At 68.3% G+C, this 22630-nt stretch carries 23 protein-coding genes and 1 pseudogene; 15 read left to right on the top strand and 9 right to left on the bottom strand.

What is annotated here, in order from left to right:
* Positions 1-27: 27 nt before the first annotated feature.
* The 4 genes and pseudogenes from RNZ50_03790 to RNZ50_03775 form a co-directional block, all read right to left on the bottom strand.
* Positions 28-1597, bottom strand: a pseudogene (locus RNZ50_03790) (GMC family oxidoreductase).
* A gap of 13 nt (positions 1598-1610) precedes the next feature.
* Positions 1611-2165 carry a Twin-arginine translocation pathway signal gene (locus tag RNZ50_03785; GenBank protein MDT8854169.1) on the bottom strand — a complete coding sequence of 185 codons (555 nt, stop codon included), beginning with the start codon at positions 2163-2165 and terminating at the stop codon, positions 1611-1613.
* A 98-nt stretch (positions 2166-2263) separates the two neighbouring features.
* The gene (locus RNZ50_03780; protein ID MDT8854168.1) at positions 2264-2659 is read right to left on the bottom strand and encodes a VOC family protein; all 396 of its coding nucleotides are present in this window, start codon (positions 2657-2659) and stop codon (positions 2264-2266) included.
* A gap of 111 nt (positions 2660-2770) precedes the next feature.
* Positions 2771-3064, bottom strand: a complete 294-nt coding sequence (locus RNZ50_03775) for a ribbon-helix-helix domain-containing protein (GenBank protein MDT8854167.1) — start codon at positions 3062-3064, stop codon at positions 2771-2773.
* 469 nt (positions 3065-3533) lie between these two features.
* Between RNZ50_03775 and ftsW the strand changes: the two genes are divergently transcribed.
* The 14 genes from ftsW (at position 3534) to RNZ50_03705 (ending at position 17855) form a co-directional block, all read left to right on the top strand.
* The gene (ftsW, locus tag RNZ50_03770) at positions 3534-4700 is read left to right on the top strand and encodes a putative lipid II flippase FtsW (GenBank protein ID MDT8854166.1); all 1167 of its coding nucleotides are present in this window, start codon (positions 3534-3536) and stop codon (positions 4698-4700) included.
* Positions 4700-5815 carry a UDP-N-acetylglucosamine--N-acetylmuramyl-(pentapeptide) pyrophosphoryl-undecaprenol N-acetylglucosamine transferase gene (locus tag RNZ50_03765; GenBank protein MDT8854165.1) on the top strand — a complete coding sequence of 372 codons (1116 nt, stop codon included), beginning with the start codon at positions 4700-4702 and terminating at the stop codon, positions 5813-5815. Before ftsW ends, RNZ50_03765 begins: the two co-directional genes overlap by 1 nt.
* A complete protein-coding gene (gene murC, locus RNZ50_03760) occupies positions 5812-7239 on the top strand; it encodes a UDP-N-acetylmuramate--L-alanine ligase (GenBank protein ID MDT8854164.1) in 1428 nt (475 codons plus the stop codon). The genes RNZ50_03765 and murC overlap by 4 nt, the downstream gene beginning before the upstream one ends.
* The gene (locus RNZ50_03755) at positions 7236-7487 is read left to right on the top strand and encodes a DUF2484 family protein (GenBank protein ID MDT8854163.1); all 252 of its coding nucleotides are present in this window, start codon (positions 7236-7238) and stop codon (positions 7485-7487) included. Before murC ends, RNZ50_03755 begins: the two co-directional genes overlap by 4 nt.
* The gene (locus RNZ50_03750) at positions 7484-7747 is read left to right on the top strand and encodes a DUF2484 family protein (protein MDT8854162.1); all 264 of its coding nucleotides are present in this window, start codon (positions 7484-7486) and stop codon (positions 7745-7747) included. Before RNZ50_03755 ends, RNZ50_03750 begins: the two co-directional genes overlap by 4 nt.
* Before the next feature lie 100 nt (positions 7748-7847).
* The gene (murB, locus tag RNZ50_03745; GenBank protein MDT8854161.1) at positions 7848-8801 is read left to right on the top strand and encodes a UDP-N-acetylmuramate dehydrogenase; all 954 of its coding nucleotides are present in this window, start codon (positions 7848-7850) and stop codon (positions 8799-8801) included.
* 22 nt (positions 8802-8823) lie between these two features.
* Positions 8824-9747 (top strand): D-alanine--D-alanine ligase, encoded by a 924-nt coding sequence (locus RNZ50_03740; GenBank protein MDT8854160.1) that lies wholly within the window; start codon positions 8824-8826, stop codon positions 9745-9747.
* Entirely contained in the window at positions 9735-10619 is an 885-nt protein-coding gene (locus RNZ50_03735; GenBank protein MDT8854159.1) for a cell division protein FtsQ/DivIB, read from the top strand. Before RNZ50_03740 ends, RNZ50_03735 begins: the two co-directional genes overlap by 13 nt.
* Entirely contained in the window at positions 10616-11950 is a 1335-nt protein-coding gene (gene ftsA, locus RNZ50_03730) for a cell division protein FtsA (protein ID MDT8854158.1), read from the top strand. Before RNZ50_03735 ends, ftsA begins: the two co-directional genes overlap by 4 nt.
* A gap of 207 nt (positions 11951-12157) precedes the next feature.
* Entirely contained in the window at positions 12158-13783 is a 1626-nt protein-coding gene (gene ftsZ, locus RNZ50_03725; protein MDT8854157.1) for a cell division protein FtsZ, read from the top strand.
* 247 nt (positions 13784-14030) lie between these two features.
* Entirely contained in the window at positions 14031-14951 is a 921-nt protein-coding gene (gene lpxC / locus RNZ50_03720) for a UDP-3-O-acyl-N-acetylglucosamine deacetylase (protein ID MDT8854156.1), read from the top strand.
* Positions 14952-15075: 124 nt separating this feature from the next.
* Positions 15076-15915, top strand: a complete 840-nt coding sequence (locus RNZ50_03715) for an outer membrane protein assembly factor BamD (protein MDT8854155.1) — start codon at positions 15076-15078, stop codon at positions 15913-15915.
* A gap of 43 nt (positions 15916-15958) precedes the next feature.
* Positions 15959-17614: a DNA repair protein RecN gene (gene recN, locus RNZ50_03710; GenBank protein MDT8854154.1), complete on the top strand. Its 1656-nt coding sequence runs from the start codon at positions 15959-15961 to the stop codon at positions 17612-17614.
* Positions 17615-17702: 88 nt separating this feature from the next.
* Positions 17703-17855, top strand: a complete 153-nt coding sequence (locus RNZ50_03705; protein MDT8854153.1) for a DUF3563 family protein — start codon at positions 17703-17705, stop codon at positions 17853-17855.
* Between the two features lie 78 nt (positions 17856-17933).
* Here the strand turns inward: RNZ50_03705 and RNZ50_03700 are convergent, their stop codons facing one another.
* The 5 genes from RNZ50_03700 to RNZ50_03680 all read right to left on the bottom strand — a co-directional run bounded on the left by RNZ50_03700 (position 17934) and on the right by RNZ50_03680 (position 21380).
* The gene (locus tag RNZ50_03700) at positions 17934-18323 is read right to left on the bottom strand and encodes a DUF4440 domain-containing protein (GenBank protein MDT8854152.1); all 390 of its coding nucleotides are present in this window, start codon (positions 18321-18323) and stop codon (positions 17934-17936) included.
* On the bottom strand, positions 18320-19693 hold the full coding sequence (locus tag RNZ50_03695) for an FAD-linked oxidase C-terminal domain-containing protein (protein ID MDT8854151.1): 1374 nt from the start codon (positions 19691-19693) through the stop codon (positions 18320-18322). Before RNZ50_03695 ends, RNZ50_03700 begins: the two co-directional genes overlap by 4 nt.
* A gap of 56 nt (positions 19694-19749) precedes the next feature.
* Positions 19750-20388, bottom strand: coding sequence for a DUF1638 domain-containing protein (locus tag RNZ50_03690; protein ID MDT8854150.1), 639 nt, complete (start codon positions 20386-20388; stop codon positions 19750-19752).
* A 5-nt stretch (positions 20389-20393) separates the two neighbouring features.
* Entirely contained in the window at positions 20394-20576 is a 183-nt protein-coding gene (locus RNZ50_03685; GenBank protein MDT8854149.1) for a hypothetical protein, read from the bottom strand.
* 105 nt (positions 20577-20681) lie between these two features.
* On the bottom strand, positions 20682-21380 hold the full coding sequence (locus RNZ50_03680; GenBank protein ID MDT8854148.1) for a B12-binding domain-containing protein: 699 nt from the start codon (positions 21378-21380) through the stop codon (positions 20682-20684).
* 155 nt (positions 21381-21535) lie between these two features.
* Between RNZ50_03680 and RNZ50_03675 the strand changes: the two genes are divergently transcribed.
* On the top strand, positions 21536-22624 hold the full coding sequence (locus tag RNZ50_03675; GenBank protein ID MDT8854147.1) for a PA0069 family radical SAM protein: 1089 nt from the start codon (positions 21536-21538) through the stop codon (positions 22622-22624).
* The last annotated feature ends 6 nt before the right edge of the window (positions 22625-22630 follow it).

The raw sequence follows: 22630 nt of genomic DNA, 5'->3' as shown, positions 1-22630 counted from the left end.
GGGGCAGGCCGCCCCCCGCCCGGGGGCTCAGAGCGTGCCCGCCGCAAGGCCGGCGGCGATGTGGTCGGCCTGCCGGATCGCCAGCGCCACAATCGTCAGGGTCGGGTTTTCCGCCGCGCCGGTGGTGAACTGCGAGCCGTCCGAGACGAACAGGTTCGCGATGTCGTGGCTTTGCCCCCATTTGTTCACCACCCCGTCGCGCGGGTTTTCCGACATGCGGTTGGTGCCGAGGTTGTGGGTCGAGGGGTAGGGCGGCGTCGGGAAGGCGCGGGTCGCCCCGACGGCCTGATAGATCCTGATGCCCTGCGCGAAGGCATGGTCGCGCATCGCCACGTCATTCGGGTGGTCGGTGAAATGCACGTTCGGCACCGCCATGCCGAACTGGTCCTTCACCGCCGGGTTCAGGGTGATGCGGTTGGTTTCCTGCGGCATGTCCTCGCCCACGATCCACAGGCCCGCCATGTTCTCGTAGCTGTCGAGCGCCGAGGTGAACTCGCGCCCCCAGCCGCCCGGGTCGAGGAAGGCCGCCATGAACGGCAGCCCGAGGCTGAGCGTTTCAAGCTCGTATCCGCCGACGAAGCCGCGCGAGGGGTCGTGGCGCGCCTCGTCCTGCACGATGCCCGCCATGGTGGTGCCGCGCCACATCTTCACCGGCTTGTCGAACGCCGCATAGACCGAACCCGTGACATGGCGCATGTAGTTGCGCCCGACCTGCCCCGAGGAGTTGGCCAGCCCGTCGGGGAACATGTCGGATGCCGAGTTCAGCAGCAGGCGCGGGCTTTCGATGGTGTTGCCCGCAACGCAGACGATGCGCGCCTTCTGCACCATCTGGTTGCCGTCCTTGTCGGCATAAAGCTCGCCGGTCACGCGGCCGGTCTCGTCATGCTCGATCTTCAGCGCGTGGCAGCGGTCGCGCACTTCCAGATTGCCGGTCGCCTCGCCCTGCGGGATCTCGGTATAGGCGGCGGACCATTTCGCGCCCCACTTGCAGCCCTGAAAGCAGAAGCCGGTCTGGTGGCAGGCCGGACGCCCGTCGCGTTCCAGCGCATTGATCGCCATGTTGCCGGTGTGGACCTTGGTGTAGCCCAGCGCCAGCGCACCCTTTTCCAGCACCTTGTAGTTGTTGTTGCCTGGCAGGCCGGGGCGGTCGCCGGTGCGGGTGACACCCAGCTTTTCCTCGGCCTTGTCATACCAGGGCGCCATCTCGGCGCCGTCGATCGGCCAGTCGAGCAGGTTGGCCCCCGCCACCGGCCCGTAATTGCTCAGCGCCTTCCATTCGTGATCCTGAAAGCGCAGGCTGGCGCCGGCCCAGTGGGTCGTGGTGCCGCCCACCGCCTTGACGATCCAGGCGGGCAGGCCGGAAAAGTCGCGTGCCACCCGCCAGTCGCCGCTGGTGGTGCGGGTGTCGAGCCAGCTCAACTACGAAGGCATCCCATTCGTCGTTCAGGTAATCCTCGGGCAGGTAGCGCCCGCCCGCCTCCAGCGCCACGACCTTGACGCCCTTCTGCGCCAGTTCGTTTGCCAGCACGCCGCCGCCCGCCCCGGTGCCGATGACGAGGACGACCTGATCGTCGTTCAGTTCGAAAGTCGCAACCATCTCCGCCTCCCGTTCAAAGCCAGTTGATGTCGTCGAAGCCGCGCTCGATGTAGCCGCCCTGCGAGAAGCTTTCGCCTTCGTAGCCGAACAGCGGCCAGACCGCCTTCTGGTTGTAGAGCCCGGTCACGAGGCCGCCGCGGATGGTCTGGAAGAAGCTGCCCTGCTCGATGCCGCGCAGGATTGCGACGCGGTCCTTTTCCCAGCCGATCGCCCCGTAAGAGGCGTGCCCCGCATCGGCGGCGGCGGCGTTCAGGGCGGCGATGCCCGCCTCGACCATCGGGGCGGCGTCGGGTGTGTCATAGCCCTTGACGGCAATGGCATAGAAGCTGTCGGCCAGCCGGTCGTGCGGATAGATGTCGCGCGCCATCCGGATCAGCGTCGCCATGGTGTCGGGTTGCAGCGCCTGGGTCTCCAGCGCCCAGGCGGCATCGGGCGCGGCGACAAAGCCCGCCCCCACCAGCATTCCGGCCCCGGCCAGCACGCCGCGCGCCAGAAGTTCGCGCCGCGTCAACCCGCTGCGCGCCAATGCGCCGACGACGGGACCGGCCCTTTCGAGTGTCTGGGTCATGAGTTCCTCCCTTGATGTCTTTCGGACCCGTGGTTGTCTCGCGGTGCCCGTCGTGCGTGATGGGGCGTCCCGCGCGCTGCTGTTGCGCGGGATGCCCGTCAGAGGTAGCGCCCGCCGCGTTCCAGCACCTCGATTTGGTAACCGTCGGGGTCTGCGATGAAGAAGAACCGGGCGATCACCGCGCCAGCGGGGGCGAAATCGACGATCTTGCGCGGCGCGAGGCCGCCCGCGGTCAGCCGGGCATGTTCGGCCGCGACATCGGGCACCGAGAAGGCCAGATGGCCGTAGCCGTCGCCCTGGGCATAGGGGTCGGTGCGACCCTTGTTGACCGTCAGTTCAAGCTCGAAGCCGGATTCGGCGTTGCTCAGGTAGATCAGCGTGAAGCTGTCGAAATCGAGCCGGTCCGCAACGCCCAGCCCGAACGCGGTGGCGTAGAATTCCACCGACCGCGTCTCGTCCAGCACGCGGATCATGCTGTGGATGGCTTTGGCCATGCCTCGCTCCCCTGATTGCGGCGGGAGGACCGGACCTGCCCGCCCCCCCTGCGGCAAGAGTGGGATGGCGCGGTGGGGCTCGGGTAGTAACGGCGTACTACCCGCAACTTTTCAGGCCGCGGCCGCCTTGCGCGGGTTCGTGCCTGCCAGCATTTCCTGGTGCAGCAGACAGGTGCAGCGCAGCAGCGAGGTGAAGTTTTCCGGCTCGCCGCGCTGTTCCAGCACCTCGGAATGCAGCTTCGAGACGAAGGCGGGCGTGGTCATCCCCTCGCTGGCGGCGATGTCGTCGATGATCATCCAGAAGGCGCTTTCGAGACGGATGCTCGTGCTCTGGCCGTTCAGCCGCAGCCTGCGGGTGACGGCCGCATAGCGCGCGGGATCCTGACCTGCGAAGACCTGGCACATGATCTGTTTCTCCCTGGCTGTGCCGGTGACGTGGCGGTGCGGCACGCGCCTGACTTGGACGCCGGAACTTGGCGCGACGCTGCCCTGGCGAGGGCCGGGTCGGCGCATCCGCCCTCCGTCGCGGTATCGTCGCCACAATCGGGGCGGTCGTAAACAGGGAAATCGGGGTTCGGGTCGGCAGCCGTGGCAGGTTGCCGCGTGACATGGCCGGGCCGACGCCGATTTTTCTACGAAAAATCACCGGTCCGACAGGGCAGGCGATCGGGCCCGGCGGATTTTTCGTAGAAAAATCGTGGTCGCAGAGGGCGCGGCGCGCCGGTCCGAAGGGCGCCCGGTATCCCGGCCCGCGCCGGGAGGCCGGAAAAAGGGGCTGCACGCCCCTAGCCAGACTCGCCGTTCTTCGCTAGAGTTTCGCTCAGATCCGGTCAACCGGGCGATTGGCAGTGCAGCAGTATCAGGCGGTTTTCCCATGACTGAGATGGTCTATGGCTCAATGCCCGCACGGGCATCCGAGCCGGTTCTTCCCCGTTGGTGGCGCACCATCGACAAATGGTCGATGACCGCCATTCTGATGCTGTTCGGCATCGGCATCCTGCTGGGCCTTGCCGCCTCGGTGCCGCTGGCCACCCGCAACGGGCTGGAGCCGTTCCACTATGTCCAGCGACAGGCGTTCTTCGGCGGGCTGGCGATGATTGCCATGCTCGGCTGCTCGATGATGACGCCCGACATGGTGCGCAGGCTGGGTGTGGTGGGGTTCGTGCTGGCGATGGCGGGGCTGGTGCTGCTGCCCGCCTTCGGAACCGATTTCGGCAAGGGTGCCACGCGCTGGTTCAGCCTGGGCTTTGCCTCGGTCCAGCCGTCGGAGTTCCTGAAGCCGGGGTTCATCATCCTGACCGCCTGGCTGATGGCCGCGAGTCAGGATCCGAACGGGCCGCCGGGCAAGGCGATCTCTTTCGCGATCGCGATCGTCATCGTGGCCTTTCTGGCGTTGCAGCCCGATTTCGGGCAGTCGGCGCTGGTGCTGTTCGGCTGGGGCGTTGTGTATTTCGTGGCCGGCGCGCCGATGCTGCTGATCGTGGTGATCGTCGGGCTGGTGGGGGCGGGGTCGGTGCTGGCCTATGGCCATTCGGAACACTTCGCCCGGCGGATCGACGGCTTCCTGAACCCCGATCTCGACCCGCGCACCCAGCTTGGCTATGCCACCAACGCCATTCAGGAGGGCGGCTTCTTCGGGGTGGGCGTGGGCGAGGGGCAGGTGAAATGGTCGCTGCCCGATGCCCATACCGACTTCATCATCGCCGTCGCTGCCGAGGAATACGGGCTGATCCTGGTGCTGGTGATCATTGCGCTTTACAGCACGGTGGTGGTGCGCAGCCTGTTCCGTTTGATGCGCGAACGTGATCCGTTCATCCGGCTGGCGGGCACCGGGCTGGCCTGCATCTTCGGGGTGCAGGCGATGATCAACATGGGCGTCGCGGTGCGCCTGCTGCCCGCCAAGGGCATGACGCTGCCCTTCGTCAGCTATGGCGGGTCGTCGGTGATCGCGGCGGGCATCACGGTGGGGATGCTTCTGGCCATGACGCGGAGCCGCCCGCAGGGGCAGATCGGCGACATCCTTTTCAAGCGGGGGCGGTGATGGCCGGGCGTGATCAGGCAGGGGCGCCGCTGCTGCTGATCGCCGCCGGGGGCACCGGCGGGCACATGTTCCCCGCACAGGCGCTGGCCGAGGCGATGGTGCGGCGCGGCTGGCGGGTCAAGCTTTCCACCGACGCCCGCGGCGCGCGCTATGCCGGGGGTTTTCCGCATGTGGTGCAGGTGGAACAGGTGTCGTCGGCCACCTTTGCGCGCGGCGGCCTGCTGGCGCGGGCGCTGGTGCCCCTGCGCATCGCGGGCGGCGTGCTGTCGGCAGTGACGGGGATGCTGCGCGACCGGCCTGCGGTGGTGGTGGGCTTTGGCGGCTACCCGTCGATCCCGGCGCTGTCGGCCGCGACGCTGCTGCGCCTGCCCCGGATGATCCATGAACAGAACGGTGTGCTGGGCCGTGTGAACGCCTTCTTTGCCCGCCGGGTCGATGCCGTGGCCTGCGGCACCTGGCCCACCGCCCTGCCCGAGGGGGTGGAGGGCAGCCACACCGGCAACCCGGTGCGCGCCGCGGTGCTAGACCGCGCCGGGTCGGGCTACATCCCGCCCGGCGACTATCCGATGAGCCTGGTGGTGATCGGCGGCAGCCAGGGCGCGCGCATCCTGTCGGACGTGGTGCCCGCCGCCGTGGCGCTGCTGCCCGAGGGGTTGCGGGAACTGGTGCGCGTGGCGCATCAGGCGCGCGAGGAAGACGGGGCCCGGGTGGCGCAAGCCTATGACGAGGCAGGGATATACGCCGAGGTGCAGGGCTTTTTCACCGACATTCCGCGCAGGCTCTCAGAAGCGCAGCTGGTGATCTCGCGTTCCGGCGCCTCGTCGGTCGCCGACATCAGCGCAATCGGCCGCCCGTCGATCCTGATCCCCTATGCCGCCGCGACCGGCGACCACCAGACCGCCAATGCCCGAGGTCTGGTCGAGGGCGAGGCGGCGATCCTGATCCCGGAATCGGCTCTTGACCCGGAAGCCCTGGCCGCGCAAATGACCGCCGTGCTGACGCGGCCCAAGGCCGCCGGCCGGATGGCGCGCAACGCGCTGGCCATGGGCCGCCCGGACGCGACCGAGCGGCTGGTCGAGATTGTCGAAAGCCTTGCGAAGAAAGACCTGCCATGAACGCTGCCACCAAACTGCCCGGCGAACTGGGCCCCATCCACTTTGTCGGCATCGGCGGCATCGGCATGTCGGGCATTGCCGAGGTGCTGATGACGCTGGGCTACCGGGTGCAGGGGTCGGATGCCAAGGCCAGCAAGATCACCGACCGGCTGGTGTCGCTGGGTGCCGTGGTGTTCGAGGGGCAGGCGGCGGCCAACATCGGTGACGCCGCCGTGGTCGTGGTGTCGAGCGCGATCCGCAAGGGCAACCCGGAACTGGAAGAGGCCCGCCGCCGCAAGCTGCCGGTGGTGCGAAGGGCCGAGATGCTGGCCGAACTGATGCGGCTGAAATCGAACATTGCCGTCGCCGGAACGCATGGCAAGACCACCACAACCACCATGGTTGCAACATTGCTGGACAAAGGCGGGTTTGACCCGACGGTGATCAACGGCGGGGTGATCCATGCCTACGGGTCCAATGCCCGCGCCGGGGCAGGGGAGTGGATGGTGGTCGAGGCCGACGAATCCGACGGCTCGTTCAACCGCCTGCCCGCCACCATCGCCATCGTCACCAACATCGACCCCGAGCATATGGAGCATTGGGGCACCTTCGAGAACCTGCGCCGCGGCTTTCTGGATTTCGTCAGCAACGTGCCGTTCTACGGGCTGGCGGTGTGCTGCACCGACCACCCCGAGGTGCAGGCGCTGGTCGGCCGCGTCACCGACCGGCGCATCGTGACCTTCGGCTTCAACGCGCAGGCCGACGTGCGGGCGGTCAACCTGACCTATGACAAGGGTGTGGCGCATTTTGACGTGGCCTTGCAGGGCGAGGGCGAGGGCGTGGTGATCGAGGGCTGCACCCTGCCGATGCCGGGCGACCACAACGTGTCGAACGCGCTGTCGGCGATTGCCGTGGCGCGCCACCTGGGGATGAAGCGTGCCGAAATCCGCGAGGCGCTGGCGGCCTTTGGCGGCGTGAACCGCCGCTTCACCAAGGTGGGCGAGGTGCTGGGCGGCGTGACGGTGATCGACGACTACGGCCATCACCCGGTCGAGATCGCCGCCGTGCTGCGGGCCGCGCGGCAGGCCATCGCGGGCAACCCCGGCGCGCGCGTCATCGCCGTGCACCAGCCGCACCGCTATACCCGCCTGTCCAGCCTGTTCGACGATTTCTGCACCTGCTTCAACGAGGCCGACGTGGTGGCGATCGCCGAGGTCTATGCGGCCGGCGAGGAACCGATTCCGGGCGCCAGCCGCGACGATCTGGTGGCGGGGCTGATCGCCCACGGCCACCGCCACGCCCGCGCCATCCTCGACGAGAACGATCTCGTGCGGCTGGTGCGCGAACAGGCGCGGCCCGGCGACATGGTGGTGTGCCTTGGCGCAGGCACCATCTCGACCTGGGCCAACGCGCTGCCCGCCCGGTTGACGGAGCTTGCCGCATGAGCATGGCCCTGATCCCCGGCGCGCTCTGGGTGCTGGCGGCGGCGGCGGTGGCGCTGCTGCCGATGCGCCACCAGATGCTGCCGGGAGCCGGGCTGCTGGTCGCGGCCCCGCTGCTGATCGGCTTGATCTGGATGCAGGCGGGCCCCGGCTGGGCGCTGTTCGGGCTGTTCGCGGTCGGCTCGATGTTCCGCCGCCCGCTGATTGCCCTTGCCCGCCGCGCGCGGACCCCGGCGGAGGGTCGCGCATGACCCCGGCGCTGGGCGTGGCCTTCCTGTGGCTGATCATTGCCAACGTGATCGCGATGTTCCCCTCGCGCGACCAGCACTGGACCAGCGCCTACATCCTGATCGTGGTCGGCATCCCGATCCTCGGCTGGGTCACCTATGACCACGGCCCGATCTGGGGCATGGCCATCCTCGCCTTTGGCGCCAGCGTCCTGCGCTGGCCGCTGATCTACCTGTGGCGCTGGATCAGGGCGCATGTGCTGCCGCGAAAGCCGCAGGACTGACGGGGGTTTTCGCCGGTCCTTTGTTGACGGGCAGTTTTTTGAACCCCGCCCGGTTCCCCCGCCTTACCACCGTGATTGCAACCGCAGGGCCCTTGCCATGATCCTCCCCACCCCCCGAGGCATCTTGACGCCGAACCGGCCCCTGGCCGAGCTGACCTGGCTGCGGGTCGGGGGGCCTGCGGACTGGCTGTTCCAGCCGGCCGATGTGGCGGACCTGTGTGAGTTCCTGCGCGGGCTTGATGCGGCGGTGCTGGTCTTCCCCATGGGGGTCGGCAGCAACCTGATCGTGCGCGACGGCGGGTTGCGGGCGGTGGTGGTGCGGCTGGGGCGGGGGTTCAACGCGGTCGTCGTGGAGGGCGATCTGGTGACGGCCGGGGCGGCGGCGCTGGATGCGCAGGTGGCGAAGAAAGCCGCCGAGGCCGGGCGCGACCTGACCTTCCTGCGCACCATCCCGGGCAGCATCGGCGGGGCGGTGCGGATGAACGCGGGCTGCTACGGGTCTTATGTCGCCGACCATCTGGTGTCAGTGCAGGCGGTGACGCGCGGCGGCGATCTGGTCACGCTGGCGGCGGCCGATCTGCACCTGCGCTACCGCCAGTCCGACCTGCCAGAGGGCTGGGTGATCGTGCAGGCCACCTTCCGCGCGGCGACCGGCGACCCGGAGGCGCTTGCGGCACGGATGGCCGCGCAGGTCGCGAAACGCGACGCGAGCCAGCCGACGAAAGACCGCAGCGCCGGATCGACCTTCCGCAACCCCGCAGGCTATTCCAGCACCGGGCAGGCCGATGACCGCCACGACCTGAAGGCGTGGAAGGTGATCGACGCCGCCGGAATGCGCGGCGCGCGGCGCGGCGGGGCGCAGATGAGCGAGATGCACTCCAACTTCCTGATCAATGCCGGTGGCGCCACAGCCGCAGACCTGGAAGAATTGGGCGAGGAGGTCAGAAAAAGGGTTTTCGATCACAGCGGTATCGCGCTACAGTGGGAAATCATGCGGGTCGGTGAAATGGCCCGGGACCAGGAAGACCAGAACAACAATAACGCAGCCGATTAACGGCGTGCGACGAGGCAGAGTGATGGCGGGCGTGTCTTTCAGGGCAGGCTCCCGTGTGGCAGTGTTGATGGGTGGGCTTTCCGCAGAGCGGGAAGTGTCTTTGTCGACGGGGCGCGAATGCGCCAAGGCCCTTCGGGAAGCCGGGTATGACGTGATCGAGGTCGATGCCGGCCGCGATCTGGCCGCGCGTCTGGCTGACATCCGCCCCGATGTGGTGTTCAACGCTCTGCATGGCCGCTGGGGCGAGGATGGCTGCGTGCAGGGCCTGCTGGAATGGCTGGCGATCCCCTATACCCATTCGGGCGTGCTGGCCTCGGCGCTGGCGATGGACAAGGCGCGCGCCAAGGCGGCGTTTGCCGCGGCCGGGCTGCCGGTGGTGGAAAGCCGTCTGGCATGTGCGGCAGAGGTGCGGGCGCGGCATGTGATGCCCGCCCCCTATGTGGTCAAGCCCAACTGCGAAGGCTCCTCGGTCGGCGTCTATCTGGTGCTGGAGGGGGCCAATGCGCCGCCGCAGCTTTCCGACGACATGCCCGAGGTGGTGATGGTCGAGGCCTATGCCCCGGGCCGCGAGCTTACCGTGACGGTGATGGGCGACCGCGCGCTTTGCGTCACCGACATCGTGACCAGCGGCTGGTATGACTATGACGCGAAATACAAGCCGGGCGGGTCGCGGCATGTGGTGCCGGCCGACCTGCCGCAGGCGGTCACCGACGCCTGTCTCGACCATGCCCTGCGCGCGCACCGGGCCATCGGCTGCCGGGGGCTGAGCCGCACCGATTTCCGCTGGGACGAGACGCGCGGGCTGGCGGGGCTGATCCTGCTGGAAATCAACACCCAGCCCGGCATGACGCCGACCTCGCTTTCGCCTGAACAGGCAGCCCATGCCGGGCTGTCATTCCCGGACCTGTGCCGCTGGATCGTGGAGGATGCGTCATGCAATCGCTGAGCGCCCCGCCGCCCCGCCGCGACCCGGCACCCAGCCGCGCCGCCTACCGGATGCAGCGGCTGTGGCTTACCCCGCTGTTCCGCGCGCTGATGCGGGTGGGGCTGCCCGCCTTCGTGGTGACGATGGCGGCGGGGCTGTGGCTGGCGGATTCCGACCGCCGTGCCGCCCTGACCTCGACCGTGACCGACCTGCGCGAAACGGTGGAAAGCCGCCCGGAGTTCATGGTCAGCCTGCTGGCGATCGACGGGGCCTCGGCCCCGCTGGCCGAGGCGGTGCGCAGCACGCTGGCGCTGCCGTTGCCGCAAAGCTCTTTCGATCTGGATCTGGAGGCGGCGCGGGCGACGGTCGAGCGGCTGGATGCAGTGGCGGCGGCCGATCTGCGGGTCAAGCCGGGCGGCGTGTTGCAGGTCACCATCACCGAGCGTGTGCCCGCGATGGTCTGGCGCACGCCCGAGGCGGTGACGCTGCTGGATGCCGACGGCCGCCGGGTGGCGATGGTGCTGACGCGGGCCGACCGGGGCGACCTGCCGCTGATCGCGGGCGATGGTGCCAACCGCGCGGTGCCCGAGGCCCTGGCGATCTTTGCCGCTGCCGGGCCGCTGCTGCCCCGCGTGCGCGGCCTCGTGCGGATGGGCGAGCGGCGCTGGGATGTGGTGCTGGACCGCAACCAGCGCATCCTGCTGCCGGTCGATGCGCCGGTGCGCGCGATGGAACGCCTGCTGGCGCTGGATCAGGCCGAAGACCTGCTGGCGCGCGACATTTCCGCCGTCGATCTGCGGTTGCAGGACCGGCCGGTGCTGCGACTGTCGCCCTATGCCCTGAAGGAGCTGCGCGTCGCGCGCGGCATCATTCCCGTGGAGAACGACCTTTGACCGATCTCTATCAATCCCAGCGCGCCATGCGCAACATGCGCCGTGCCGCCATGCAGCGCGGCGTGATTGCCATTCTGGACGTGGGGTCATCCAAGATCGCCTGTCTGATCCTGCGGTTTGACGGCCCCGACCGGCTGCGCGATGCCGACGGGGTGGGGCCGATGGCCGGGCAGTCGAGCTTCCGGGTGATCGGGGCGGCCACCACCCGGTCACGCGGGGTGCGGTTTGGCGAAATCGCGGTGATGAACGAAACCGAACGCGCGATCCGCACCGCGGTGCAGGCGGCGCAGAAGATGGCGAACGTGCGCGTCGATCACGTCATCGCCTGCTTTTCGGGGGCGGACCCACGCAGCTACGGGCTGGCGGGCGAATGGGATCTGCAGGACTCGGTCGTGACCGAACAGGATGTGGCGCGGGTGCTGTCGGCCTGCGACGTGCCCGACATCGGCGAGGGGCGCGAGGTGCTGCACGCCCAGCCGGTCAACTTCGCGCTGGACCACCGCACCGGCCTTGGCGATCCGCGCGGCCAGATCGGCAACCGGCTGGCCTGCGACATGCACCTGCTGTCGGTCGAGGCCGACGTGATCCAGAACCTCTTGTTCTGCATCAAGCGCTGCGACCTGGAACTGGCGGGGATTGCCTCGTCGGCCTATGTCTCGGGCATTTCCAGCCTTGTGGAAGACGAACAGGAACTCGGCGCGGCCTGCATCGACCTTGGCGGCGGTTCGACCGGGATCTCGATCTTCATCAAGAAACACATGATCTTTGCCGACTCTGTGCGTATGGGCGGCGACCATGTCACCTCCGACATTTCCAAGGGCCTGTCGGTTCCGCTGGCCACCGCCGAGCGCATCAAGACCAAGCATGGCGGCGTTCATGCCACCGGCATGGACGACCGCGACATGATCGAGATCGGCGCCGACAGCGGCGACTGGGAAAAGGACCGCCGCACCGTCAGCCGCACCGAACTGATCGGCATCATGCGCCCGCGCGTCGAGGAGATTCTGGAGGAAGCCCGCGCCCGGCTGGACGTGGCCGGGTTCGACCACCTGCCCAGCCAGCAGATCGTGCTGACCGGCGGCGCCAGCCAGATTCCGGGGCTTGACGGGCTGGCCGCGCGCATCCTGGGCCAGCGGGTCCGGCTGGGGCGGCCGCTGCGGGTGCAGGGCCTGCCGCAGGCCGTGACGGGGCCCGCATTCTCAAGCTCGGTGGGGCTGTGCCTTTTCGCCGCGCACCCGCAGGACGAGTGGTGGGATTTCGACATTCCGACCGAACGCTATCCGGCGCGGTCGCTGAAAAGGGCGCTGAAATGGTTCAAGGACAACTGGTGAACCGCTACATCCTGCGTCGAAAGCGAAATGCCGCTGATTGCGGCCTGGCCTTCCCCATATTTTGTGGGGAACGCGTGTTTTTTTCGTGACCTCGGGTCCCTGTGTCGATAGAATCGAGGATAATTTGGCGGAATGGGTCCGGGGACAGGCGCATTCAACGGCAATGAACCGGCAGCTGCGGCACAACAAGAAACAGGCGGACAGGCAATGACACTCAATCTGATGATCTCCTCGCAACGTGATGAGCTGAAGCCGCGGATCACTGTTTTCGGTGTCGGCGGCGCGGGCGGCAATGCCGTCAACAACATGATCGACAAGAACCTTGAGGGCGTCGAGTTCGTGGTTGCGAACACCGACGCGCAGGCGCTGCAGCAAAGCCGCGCGCTGTCGAAGATCCAGATGGGGCTGAAGGTCACCGAAGGGCTGGGCGCAGGCGCCCGCCCGACCGTGGGCGCCGCCGCCGCCGAGGAAACCATCGAGGAGATCGTCGACCATCTGGCCGGGGCGCACATGTGCTTCATCACCGCCGGCATGGGCGGCGGCACCGGCACGGGTGCTGCCCCGATCATCGCGCAGGCCGCGCGCGAGCTGGGCGTGCTGACGGTCGGCGTCGTGACCAAGCCCTTCCAGTTCGAGGGCAACAAGCGGATGAAACAGGCCGAGGACGGCATCGAAGCCCTGCAGAAGGTCGTCGATACGCTGATCATCATCCCCAACCAGAACCTGTTCCGGCTGGCGAACGAGCGCACCACCTTCACCGAAGCCTTCGCGATGGCCGACGACGTGCTGTATCAGGGCGTCAAGGGCGTCACCGACCTGATGGTGCGCCCCGGCCTGATCAACCTCGACTTTGCCGACGTGCGCGCCGTGATGGACGAGATGGGCAAGGCCATGATGGGCACCGGCGAGGCAAGCGGCGAGGACCGCGCGGTTCAGGCCGCCGAAAAGGCGATCGCCAACCCGCTGCTCGACGAGATCAGCCTGCATGGCGCCAAGGGCGTGCTGATCAACATCACCGGCGGCTATGACCTGACGCTGTTCGAACTCGACGAGGCCGCCAACATCATCCGCGAGAAGGTCGATCCCGACGCCAACATCATCGTGGGCTCGACGCTGGACACCTCGATGGAAGGGATGCTGCGCGTCTCGGTCGTCGCAACCGGCATCGACGCCAGCCAGGGCCGTGCCGACAACCCGGTGGCGCGCCGCTCGATGAAGGCGCCGCTGCCCGCGACCTTCTCGGCACCCGAACCGAAAGCCGAGCCGAAGGCCGAAGTTCGCCGCGAACCGCTGGTGATGGCGCAACCGGCGGCGCAGGCCCCGGCCGCCAGCCTGTTCGACGCGATCGAGGACGAGGCCGATCAGGGCGGCTACGACCACTACGCCGAAGACGAGCAGGCAACCGATCTGCCGCCCCCCGCCTATCGCCCGCAGCCTGCGCCGCAAGCCCGGCCGCTGGCCTCGGCGCATGACACGGATGCGGCGGCTTTCGTCGCCCCGCGCCCGCGCGCGGCCGGAGCGCCCTCGCCCGAGGCGATGGCCCGCCTGCAGGCGGCTGTCAGCAAGTCGCCCGCCGCGCGTCAGCCGATGGTCCAGCAGCAGCCCCGCGCTGCGGCACCGGCCCCCGCCCCCCGTGCCGCCGCCGAAAAGCCGCGCTTCGGGATCGGGTCGCTGATCAACCGCATGGCGGGCCATGCCGAACCGCAGGCCGAGCGCACACCGGCCCCGCAGCGCCAGCAACCGCCCGTCACCAGCTATGATGACGAACAGGAGTTGAGCGCCGATCAGGAACGCATCGAGATTCCGGCATTCCTGCGCCGTCAGGCCAACTGAAACCTGTCGCGTGACGGCAACAGAAGGCCCGGGTGACCGGGCCTTTTTCATGGCGTGTTTTCAATGGCTTGCAGTAAGTTTCCGCATTTCGTCCGGATGATTCGTCCCCTGTCACATCCCGTTACAAAGCGTGAATTGTGCAATTGCCCACAAATGCTTAACTCAAATTCGCGGATCCGGGGTCACGGTGACGCAGCGGCCGTTCGCCCCGGCAACATGACAGGGCGACAGGAAATCGAGGGTTGATGTGCAAAGCACGTTGAAATCTGCGGCAAGCTTCACGGGCCATGGCCTGCACTCGGGTGCGGCCGTGCGGATGGTGGTGCGCCCGGCATCGGCCGATTACGGGATCTGGTTCCGCCGCACCGACATCCGGCGCGGGGATGCGATGATCCCGGCGCGCTGGAATGCGGTGGTGGCGTCGAAGCTGTGCACCCTGGTCGCCAACCCGTCGGGCGCATCGGTGTCCACCATCGAGCATCTGATGGCGGCGCTGGCCGGTTGCGGCATCCACAATGCGCTGATCGAGATCGACGGGCCGGAAGTGCCGATCCTCGACGGCTCTGCCGTGCCCTTCGTGCAGGGGTTCCTTGCGCGCGGCGTGCAGGAACAGGACACGCCGGTGCGCGCGATCCGCATCCTGGTGCCGGTCGAGGTGCGCGACGGCGAGGCGGTGGCGCGGCTCGACCCGTCGGACATGCTGGAAATCGACTTCCGCATCGACTTTGCCGATGCGGCAATCGGGCGGCAGGAAAAATCGCTGAGCCTCGCCAACGGCGCCTTCGTGCGCGAATTGTGCGACAGCCGCACCTTCTGCCGCCAGCAGGATGTCGATGCGATGCGTGCCAACGGGCTGGCACTGGGCGGCACGCTGGAAAACGCGGTGGTGTTCGAAGGCGACCGGGTGCTGAGCCCCGGCGGCCTGCGCTACGCCGATGAACCCGTGCGCCACAAGATGCTGGACGCGCTGGGCGACCTGGCACTTGCGGGCGCGCCGATTCTGGGGCGCTATACCGGCATCCGCGCCGGCCACGCGCTGACCAACCGGCTGCTGCGCGCGTTGTTCGCCCGGCCCGATGCCTATCGCATGGTGGAATGCGGCGTGACCACGGGCTGCAAACTGCCGGGCGTCGGCGTGCACCGTTCGGATATCCCGGCACTTTCCTGATCGGGTGCCGGATGTGCAAAGGCGTTTTGCGCCCCGGATTTTTCTGTGCTAGGACGAAGGGCAAAAGAGCCCCGGCCGCTTGAACGGCAGCCCGGCGCGAGGCAGGACATAGGGTAGGCGGAAGATGGCAGGCGGAAAGTCGGGCGCGCGGTTCTTCGGCACGGCGCTGATCATTGCGGTGCTGTCAGGATGCGGCGGCGGCGAGGTCGAAGCCCCGCTGGAAAGCTACACCGCCGAGGAAATCTACAAGCGCGGCGAGTTCGAGCTTGAATCGCGGCCCAAGCCCGACGAGGCGATCCGCTATTTTTCCGAGGTCGAGCGTCTTTACCCCTATTCCGAATGGGCCAAGCGCGCGCTGATCATGCAGGCCTTCAGCTATCACAAGGCCAAGGAATACGAAGAGGCCCGCGGTGCGGCGCAACGCTTCCTCGATTTCTACCCCGGTGACGAGGATGCGGCCTATGCCAAATACCTGCTCGCCCTGTCCTATTACGACCAGATCGACGAGGTCGGGCGCGATCAGGGCCTGACCTTCCAGGCATTGCAGGCCCTGCGCGCGGTGATCGAGGAATATCCCGACAGCGAATATGCCAAGTCGGCGATCCTGAAGTTCGATCTGGCCTTTGACCATCTGGCCGCGAAAGAGATGGAAATCGGGCGCTACTACCTGAAGCGCGGCAACTACACGGCGTCGATCAACCGTTTCCGCACCGTGGTGCAGGATTTCCAGACCACCACCCACACCGCCGAGGCGCTGCACCGGCTGGTCGAGGCGTATCTGGCACTTGGCCTGACTGACGAGGCGCAGACCGCCGGCGCGATCCTGGGCCACAACTATCAGGGCAGCCCGTTCTACGACGACAGCTACAGGCTGCTGACCGGGCGCGGGCTGGCGATGGAAGCCAAGGGCAACAACTGGCTGAGCAATGTCTACCGCCAGGTCATCCGCGGCGAGTGGCTGTGAGCCGGGCAGGGGCGGCTGAAAGCGCGGCCTGCGGGGGCTGACCATGCTTCGGGCGCTGGAAATCCGCGACATGCTGATCATCGACCGGCTGAGCCTTGGTTTCCAGCCGGGGCTCAACGTGCTGACCGGCGAAACCGGGGCGGGCAAGTCGATCCTGCTCGATTCGCTGGGGTTCGTGCTGGGCTGGCGCGGCCGGGCCGAACTGGTGCGCAGCGGTGCCGACAAGGGCGAGGTGGTGGCGGTGTTCGACCTGCCGCCCGGCCACGCCGCCCGCGCCGTGCTGGAGGAAGCCGGGATCGACGCCGAGGACGACCTGATCCTGCGCCGCGTGAACTTTGCCGATGGCCGCAAGACCGCCTGGGTCAATGACCGCCGCGTGTCCGGCGAGGTGCTGCGGGCGCTGTCGGACACGCTGGTGGAACTGCACGGCCAGCACGACGACCGGGGGCTGTTGAATCCGCGTGGCCACCGGCTGCTGCTCGACAGCTTTGCCGGGGTTGACGTGGCCGCGACCCGGGCTGCGTGGAGCGCGCTGGGGCAGGCGCGGCGGCGGCTGGCCGAGGCCGAGGCGGCGCTGGCGGCCGTGAAGGCCGAAGAAGATTTCCTGCGCCATGCCGTTGCCGAACTCGACAAGCTCGATCCGCTGCCGGGCGAGGAGGCGGTGCTTGATGTGCGCCGCCGGTCGATGCAGGGGGCCGAACGCATCCGCAGCGACATTGCCCGCGCGCTGGCCGCCCTGTCGGATCAGGGGGCCGAGGGGCTGCTGGGTGATGCGCAACGCTGGCTTGACGGCGTGGCCGACCGGGCCGAGGGCCGGCTGGATGCGCCGCTGGCCGCCCTTGGCCGCGCCATGGTCGAACTGGGCGAGGCGCAGGCGGGGGTCGAAGCCTGTCTCACCGCGCTCGATTTCAACCCGCTGGAGCTTGAGGGCGTCGAGGAACGGCTGTTCGCCATCCGGGCGCTGGCGCGCAAGCATGGCGTGCTGCCCGACGATCTGGGCGGCTTTGCGCAGGATCTGCGCGACCGGCTGGCGGCGCTGGATGGCGGGGCGAAGAACCTTGTGGCGCTGGGGCGCGTGGTGTCCGAGGCAGAGGCCGCCTACGATGCGCAGTCCGCCGCGCTGTCGGCAAGGCGGGCCGAGGCGGCGGGGCGGCTCGATGCCGCGATGGCGGGCGAACTGGGGCCGCTGAAGATGGAACGCGCGATCTTCACCACCGAGATTGCCGCCGCCGAGCCCGGCCCCGAAGGGCGCGACGCCGTGGCCTTTACCGTGGCCACCAACCCCGGCGCCCCCGCCGGGCCGCTGAACCGCATCGCCTCGGGCGGCGAGCTGTCGCGCTTCCTGCTGGCGCTGAAGGTCTGCCTGACCGGCGACACCCCCGGCCTGACGCTGATCTTCGACGAGATCGACCGCGGCGTGGGTGGTGCCACCGCCGATGCCGTCGGGCGCAGGCTCAAGGCGCTGTCGGGCGCGGCGCAGGTGCTGGTGGTTACGCATTCGCCGCAGGTCGCGGCCCTTGGCGCGCATCACTGGCGGGTCGAAAAGCGGGTGGAGGGCGAAATGACCACCTCGACCGTGACGCCGCTGGATGCCGCGGCGCGGGTCGAGGAAATCGGTCGGATGCTGTCGGGCGATTCCGTCACCGAGGCCGCGCGGGCGGCGGCGCGGGCCTTGCTGGCCGCGCCAGCCATGCGCTGAGCGCAAGGCGGAGTCCTGACACTGTCGGTGGCGCTTGCCGCGACGCAGCATTACCTTTGGTGCAGGGAGGTGAACATAGAGGTTTACCATGCTGCAAAGACTGAAGCGACTTTACGAGGCAATCCGGGTTCCGACGGTTCAGGAACGCGAGATGCGCTATCTGAACGGGTCACGCGACCTGTATGATCTGGAATACCGCGAGCGTCAGATCGACGCCGGAATGTTCCGCAAGGCGTTCTGATCCACGCCGATCCGACCTTTCGTGCCGGGCCAGGCGCCATGCAGCAAATGCATGGCACAGCGCCCGCGCGCGTGTCGATCAGCCGCCGACCGGGCTGAACTGCAGGCTCGCCGCGCGCCAGCCAGCGTCTCCCGACACCAGAATACTGGTCAGCAAGGCCCCGACGCGGCCCATGTCGCGCCCCAGGGGATCGACCAGCCCCGACAGCACGAACCGCTGCTGCACCACCACGATGCCCGGCGCCAGGTCGCGCAGCCGCATCTTGCCTGTCACCAGCCGCGAGCGCGCGAAGGTGCCCGCGAGTTCGGCCTTCAGCGTCGCCTCGATCCGGGCCCGGCCATCGCACCACGCCCCGGTCAACGTCAGCATGTCGGCATCGGCGGCGGCCAGCGCGGCCAGACCGGCGGCATCGCGGGCGCCCCAAAGCTGGGCAAAGCTGCGGCTGAAAGCCTCTGGCGTCTCGGTCACGGCTGGCGCACCAGCTTGCCGGGGTTCAGGATGCCCGCGGGGTCCAGCGCGGCCTTGATGCGGCCCATCACGTCCCAGCCCGCGCCGTGTTCGGCCTGCATGTAGGCGAGCTTGCCCATGCCGATGCCATGTTCGCCGGTGACCGTGCCGCCCAGCGCCAGCGCGCGTTCCGCCATGCGGTGCGCCAGCCGCTTGGCTTCGGCCAGGTCGGCGGGGTTTTCCGGGTCCACCAGCAGGATCGCGTGGAAATTGCCGTCCCCGACATGGCCGAGGATCGGGCCGGGGATGCTGCCCGCCGCGATGTCGGCCTGCGTCTGTTCCACCGCCTCGGCCAGCCGCGAGATCGGCACGCAGACATCGGTGACCAGCGCGGTGCAGCCGGGGCGCGAGGCGACGCAGGCGCGATAGGCGCTGTGGCGCATCTTCCACAGCCGGGCGCGGTCTTCCGCCGCGCGGGCCCACTGGAAGCCCTGGCTGCCCATCTCGGTCGCGACCTCGCCAAAGCGTTCGGCCTGTTCGGCCACGGCGGCGGGGGAGCCGTGGAATTCGACCAGCAGATGCGGCGCAAGCGCCATGTCGGTGTTGGAATAGGCGTTGCAGGCGGCGACGGCTGCGGCGTCGAGAAACTCGATCCGCGCCATCGGGATCCCCGACTGGATGGTGGCGGTGACGCAGTCCACCGCCGACCCCATGTCGGGAAAGGCGCAGACCGCGGCCGACACCGCCTCTGGCTGGCCCTGCAGGCGGATCGTCAGTTCGGTGATCAGCCCCAGCGTGCCCTCCGACCCGACGAACAGCGCCGTCAGGTCATACCCGGCCGAGGATTTCGGCGCGGCGGTGCCGGTGCGGATCACCTGCCCGTCGGCCAGCACCACCTCCAGCGCCAGCACGTTGTCGCGCATAGTGCCATATCTGACGGCCGTGGTGCCCGAGGCGCGGGTGGCCGCCATGCCGCCCAGCGTGGCGTTGGCCCCCGGATCGACCGGGAAGAACAGGCCGGTGGCGCGCAACTCCTCGTTCAGGCGCTCGCGGGTCAGGCCGGGCTGGATGGTGGCGGTCATGTCCTCGGGGTGGACGTGCAGCACGGCGTCCATGCGGGCGAAATCGACCGTCACGCCGCCGTGCAGCGCCAGCGCGTGCCCCTCCAGCGAGGTGCCGGCACCCCAGCCGGTGACCGGCACGCCATGTTTGGCGCAGACCGAGACGATCAGCGCGACCTCGGCGGTCGAAGTCGGAAAGGCCACCGCATCGGGCAGGCCCGCGTGGATGTGGGTCTCGCTGGCGCCATGTTGCGTCAGGATGCCTTTGGCCCGGCTGAGCCGGTCGCCCAGCGCCTGTTCCAGTTCCGCCAGTGCCGGTTCGATCTGCATCCTGCCCTCCGCTTTTCGCGCACACTAGGGCATGGGGGCGGGCAGGGAAAGGCCGGTCAGCCCGCAGCGGCGGCCAGCGCCTGCGCCAGATCGCCATAGCCGGTGAATCGCCGCTCGTAGGTCAGCCCCAGCCGCGCCGCGCAGTCGCGGGCGCGGGCGTCAAGCGCGGCATCGTCGGTCTGTGCCTGATAGACCAGCTTGGTGTAGTTGCCGAAATACATGTCGCGCAGCTCGGGGTGGCGGTCGAGGCCCATGGGGCACCAGACGAAGGCATCGAACTGGCGCACGAGGAAATCGGTCAGGTAGAAGGCGGTGAACTCGGTCTCCGCCTTGGTGGCGAAGGCAGCGTTGCCTTCAAAAAACGAATAGCAGTGCGGGCCTTCGACCATCTCGACGCCCAAATCCTTGCACTTTTGCAACAATTGGCCGCCAGTGCCGCAATCGGCATAGACCACGAAAACCCGGTCGTAGGCGGCGCGGTGCTTCACCACCGCCGCCTCGACAGCGCCCGGAATCCGGTCGGGCCACAGGTGCAGATTGGCGGGCAGGCATTGCAGGTCAAGGTGAGCCCAGCGGTTGATCCGGGTCAGTGCCAGCACCTCGTGCGCCAGCGCGCCGCAGGCGATCAGCAGCACGCGGCCTGCCTTTGCGGGGTCAAGGCCCGCCTCGGTCAGCGTGTCGTCATCGGGCAGCAGGGGCGTCATCTGCGGTCAAGCCAAAGCCGCAGCCCCAGCGCCGCCAGCACCGCCACCAGCCCGAAAGCCGCCATTGGCACCCCGAGATTGACAGCGGCAAGGATGGTCAGCCCGGCGGCGGCGATCACGATCAGCAACATCGAAACGAACACTCTGGCGGGCATGGTGCGGACCTTTCTGCGGATCATTGGGCCAACTGTTCCCGACATGTGTCCAGAATGGCACCTTGCCAAGGGGCCGAATGACAAATGGCCCCGGCGCAAACCGGGGACAGTGCGAACCGTGGCTGAATCTCAGGCGCTCAGCTGGTTGTGCTTGCGGGCGACGAACTGCTTGGCGGTCTCGACGGCCACCGCCGCATCGCGGCAATAGGCGTCGGCACCGATGGCGCGGCCGAATTCCTCGTTCAGCGGCGCGCCGCCGACCAGCACGATGTAATCCTCGCGCATCCCCTTTTCCTTCAGCGTGTCAATCACGACCTTCATGTAGGGCATGGTCGTGGTCAGCAGCGCCGACATGCCGAGGATGTCGGGGCGCTCGCGCTCCAGCGCATCGAGATACTTGTCGACCGAGTTGTTGATGCCAAGGTCGAGCACCTCGAACCCCGCCCCCTCCATCATCATGCCGACGAGGTTCTTGCCGATGTCGTGGATGTCGCCCTTGACGGTGCCGATCACCATCTTGCCCATGCGCGGCGCGCCGGTTTCCACCAGTAGCGGTTTCAGGATGAACATGCCGCCCTTCATCGCATTGGCGGCCAGCAGCACCTCGGGCACGAACAGGATGCCGTCGCGGAAGTCGGCCCCGACGATGGTCATGCCCGCCACCAGTGCCTTGGTCAGAACGTCGTAGGGCGTCCAGCCGCGGGCGATGAGGATGTTGACCGCCTCCTCGATCTCTTCCTTGAGGCCGTCGTAGAGATCGTCATGCATCTGCAGAACAAGCTCGTCATCGGAAAGGTCTGCAAGGATGATGTCGTCTTCGTCAGCCATGGCGGGCTCCTGCGGGGATGTGTCTCATGTTGAATGGGGCGAAAGGCGGGCGGGGACTTTTCGGTAAGCGACATGGCCGGGGTGAAAGCCGACAGCGGCTGCGGCGGGGCCGGTTTCCGCTGGAAATCGTTCTGTTTATGTTCCATAATGGGGCAATGGAACAGAGCGAAAACACCGTGATGCCGGGGCAGCGGCTGCGCGCACGCGGCGCGCTGGGCAATGCGGCTGGCCGGTTCGAGGCCACCACGCGCGAGGCGCATCACGACGGCTGGGGCATGGTCGAGGAGGACAGGCTGGTCCGCACCGAGGTGCGGCTGGAACGGCCACGCTCGGCGCTGAGCTGGAACCGCTCGCCCGACCTGCCGTTCGACCGTTCGGTGAATCCCTATCGCGGCTGCGAGCATGGCTGTGTGTATTGCTATGCCCGGCCGAGCCACGCATATTTTAACCTGTCGCCGGGGCTGGATTTCGAGACGAAGCTGATCGCCCGCCCCGGCATCGGCGCGGTGCTGGCGGGCGAGTTGCGCGCGAAGGGCTACCAAGTGGCCCCGATCGCCATCGGCACCAACACCGACCCCTACCAGCCGGTCGAGGCCGAACACCGCGTGATGCGCGAGGTGCTGGAGGTCTTGCGCGACTGGCAGCATCCGGTGGCCGTCACCACCAAGGGCGCGCTGGTCCTGCGCGATCTGGATATCCTCGGGCCGATGGGGCAGGCGGGTCTGGCGCGGGTCGGCGTGTCGCTGACCACACTGGATGCGGGTCTTGCCCGCGCGCTCGACCCGCGCGCCCCCACCCCCGGCCGGCGGCTGGAAATGATCCGGCAGTTGGCCGACGCGGGCTGCCCGGTGCGGGTGATGGTCGCCCCGGTGATCCCCGGCCTGACCGACCCCGAGCTGGAGTCCATCCTGGCCGCCGCCCGCGATGCCGGGGCGGTCGCGGCAAGCTGGATCATGCTGCGCCTGCCGCTGGAGGTCGCGGGGATGTTCCGCGCCTGGGTCGAGGCGCGGATGCCGGGGCGGGCGGCCAAGATCATGGCGCGGGTGCGCGAGGTGCATGGCGGGCGCGACTATGACCCGGCTTTCGGCACCCGGATGCGGGGCGAGGGCCTGTGGGCCGACCTGATTGCGCAACGCTTCGACAAGGCGGTGGCGCGGCTGGGGCTGGGGGTGGCGCAGGCGCCCTTGCGCTGCGACCTGTTTCGCGCGCCGCCCCGCGCCGGGGATCAGCTGAGCCTGTTCTGAAGCCTG

The organism is Paracoccaceae bacterium Fryx2 (assembly GCA_032334235.1).
In the GTDB taxonomy this organism is placed as follows: Bacteria; Pseudomonadota; Alphaproteobacteria; order Rhodobacterales; family Rhodobacteraceae; genus JAVSGI01.
This window is presented reverse-complemented; position numbering and strand designations above follow the sequence as displayed.

Bases quoted from the DNA above. Each gene is read 5' to 3' on its own strand.
- RNZ50_03715 (MDT8854155.1), top strand. From the start codon at position 15,076: ATGGCAGGCGGAAAGTCGGGCGCGCGGTTCTTCGGCACGGCGCTGATC.
- RNZ50_03675 (MDT8854147.1), top strand. From the start codon at position 21,536: ATGGAACAGAGCGAAAACACCGTGATGCCGGGGCAGCGGCTGCGCGCA.
- murC (MDT8854164.1), top strand. From the start codon at position 5,812: ATGAACGCTGCCACCAAACTGCCCGGCGAACTGGGCCCCATCCACTTT.
- RNZ50_03735 (MDT8854159.1), top strand. From the start codon at position 9,735: ATGCAATCGCTGAGCGCCCCGCCGCCCCGCCGCGACCCGGCACCCAGC.
- ftsZ (MDT8854157.1), top strand. From the start codon at position 12,158: ATGACACTCAATCTGATGATCTCCTCGCAACGTGATGAGCTGAAGCCG.
- RNZ50_03740 (MDT8854160.1), top strand. From the start codon at position 8,824: ATGGCGGGCGTGTCTTTCAGGGCAGGCTCCCGTGTGGCAGTGTTGATG.
- ftsW (MDT8854166.1), top strand. From the start codon at position 3,534: ATGACTGAGATGGTCTATGGCTCAATGCCCGCACGGGCATCCGAGCCG.
- RNZ50_03780 (MDT8854168.1), bottom strand. From the start codon at position 2,659: ATGGCCAAAGCCATCCACAGCATGATCCGCGTGCTGGACGAGACGCGG.
- RNZ50_03695 (MDT8854151.1), bottom strand. From the start codon at position 19,693: ATGCAGATCGAACCGGCACTGGCGGAACTGGAACAGGCGCTGGGCGAC.
- RNZ50_03755 (MDT8854163.1), top strand. From the start codon at position 7,236: ATGAGCATGGCCCTGATCCCCGGCGCGCTCTGGGTGCTGGCGGCGGCG.
- RNZ50_03685 (MDT8854149.1), bottom strand. From the start codon at position 20,576: ATGATCCGCAGAAAGGTCCGCACCATGCCCGCCAGAGTGTTCGTTTCG.
- RNZ50_03785 (MDT8854169.1), bottom strand. From the start codon at position 2,165: ATGACCCAGACACTCGAAAGGGCCGGTCCCGTCGTCGGCGCATTGGCG.
- RNZ50_03680 (MDT8854148.1), bottom strand. From the start codon at position 21,380: ATGGCTGACGAAGACGACATCATCCTTGCAGACCTTTCCGATGACGAG.
- RNZ50_03750 (MDT8854162.1), top strand. From the start codon at position 7,484: ATGACCCCGGCGCTGGGCGTGGCCTTCCTGTGGCTGATCATTGCCAAC.
- recN (MDT8854154.1), top strand. From the start codon at position 15,959: ATGCTTCGGGCGCTGGAAATCCGCGACATGCTGATCATCGACCGGCTG.
- RNZ50_03705 (MDT8854153.1), top strand. From the start codon at position 17,703: ATGCTGCAAAGACTGAAGCGACTTTACGAGGCAATCCGGGTTCCGACG.
- RNZ50_03775 (MDT8854167.1), bottom strand. From the start codon at position 3,064: ATGTGCCAGGTCTTCGCAGGTCAGGATCCCGCGCGCTATGCGGCCGTC.
- RNZ50_03765 (MDT8854165.1), top strand. From the start codon at position 4,700: ATGGCCGGGCGTGATCAGGCAGGGGCGCCGCTGCTGCTGATCGCCGCC.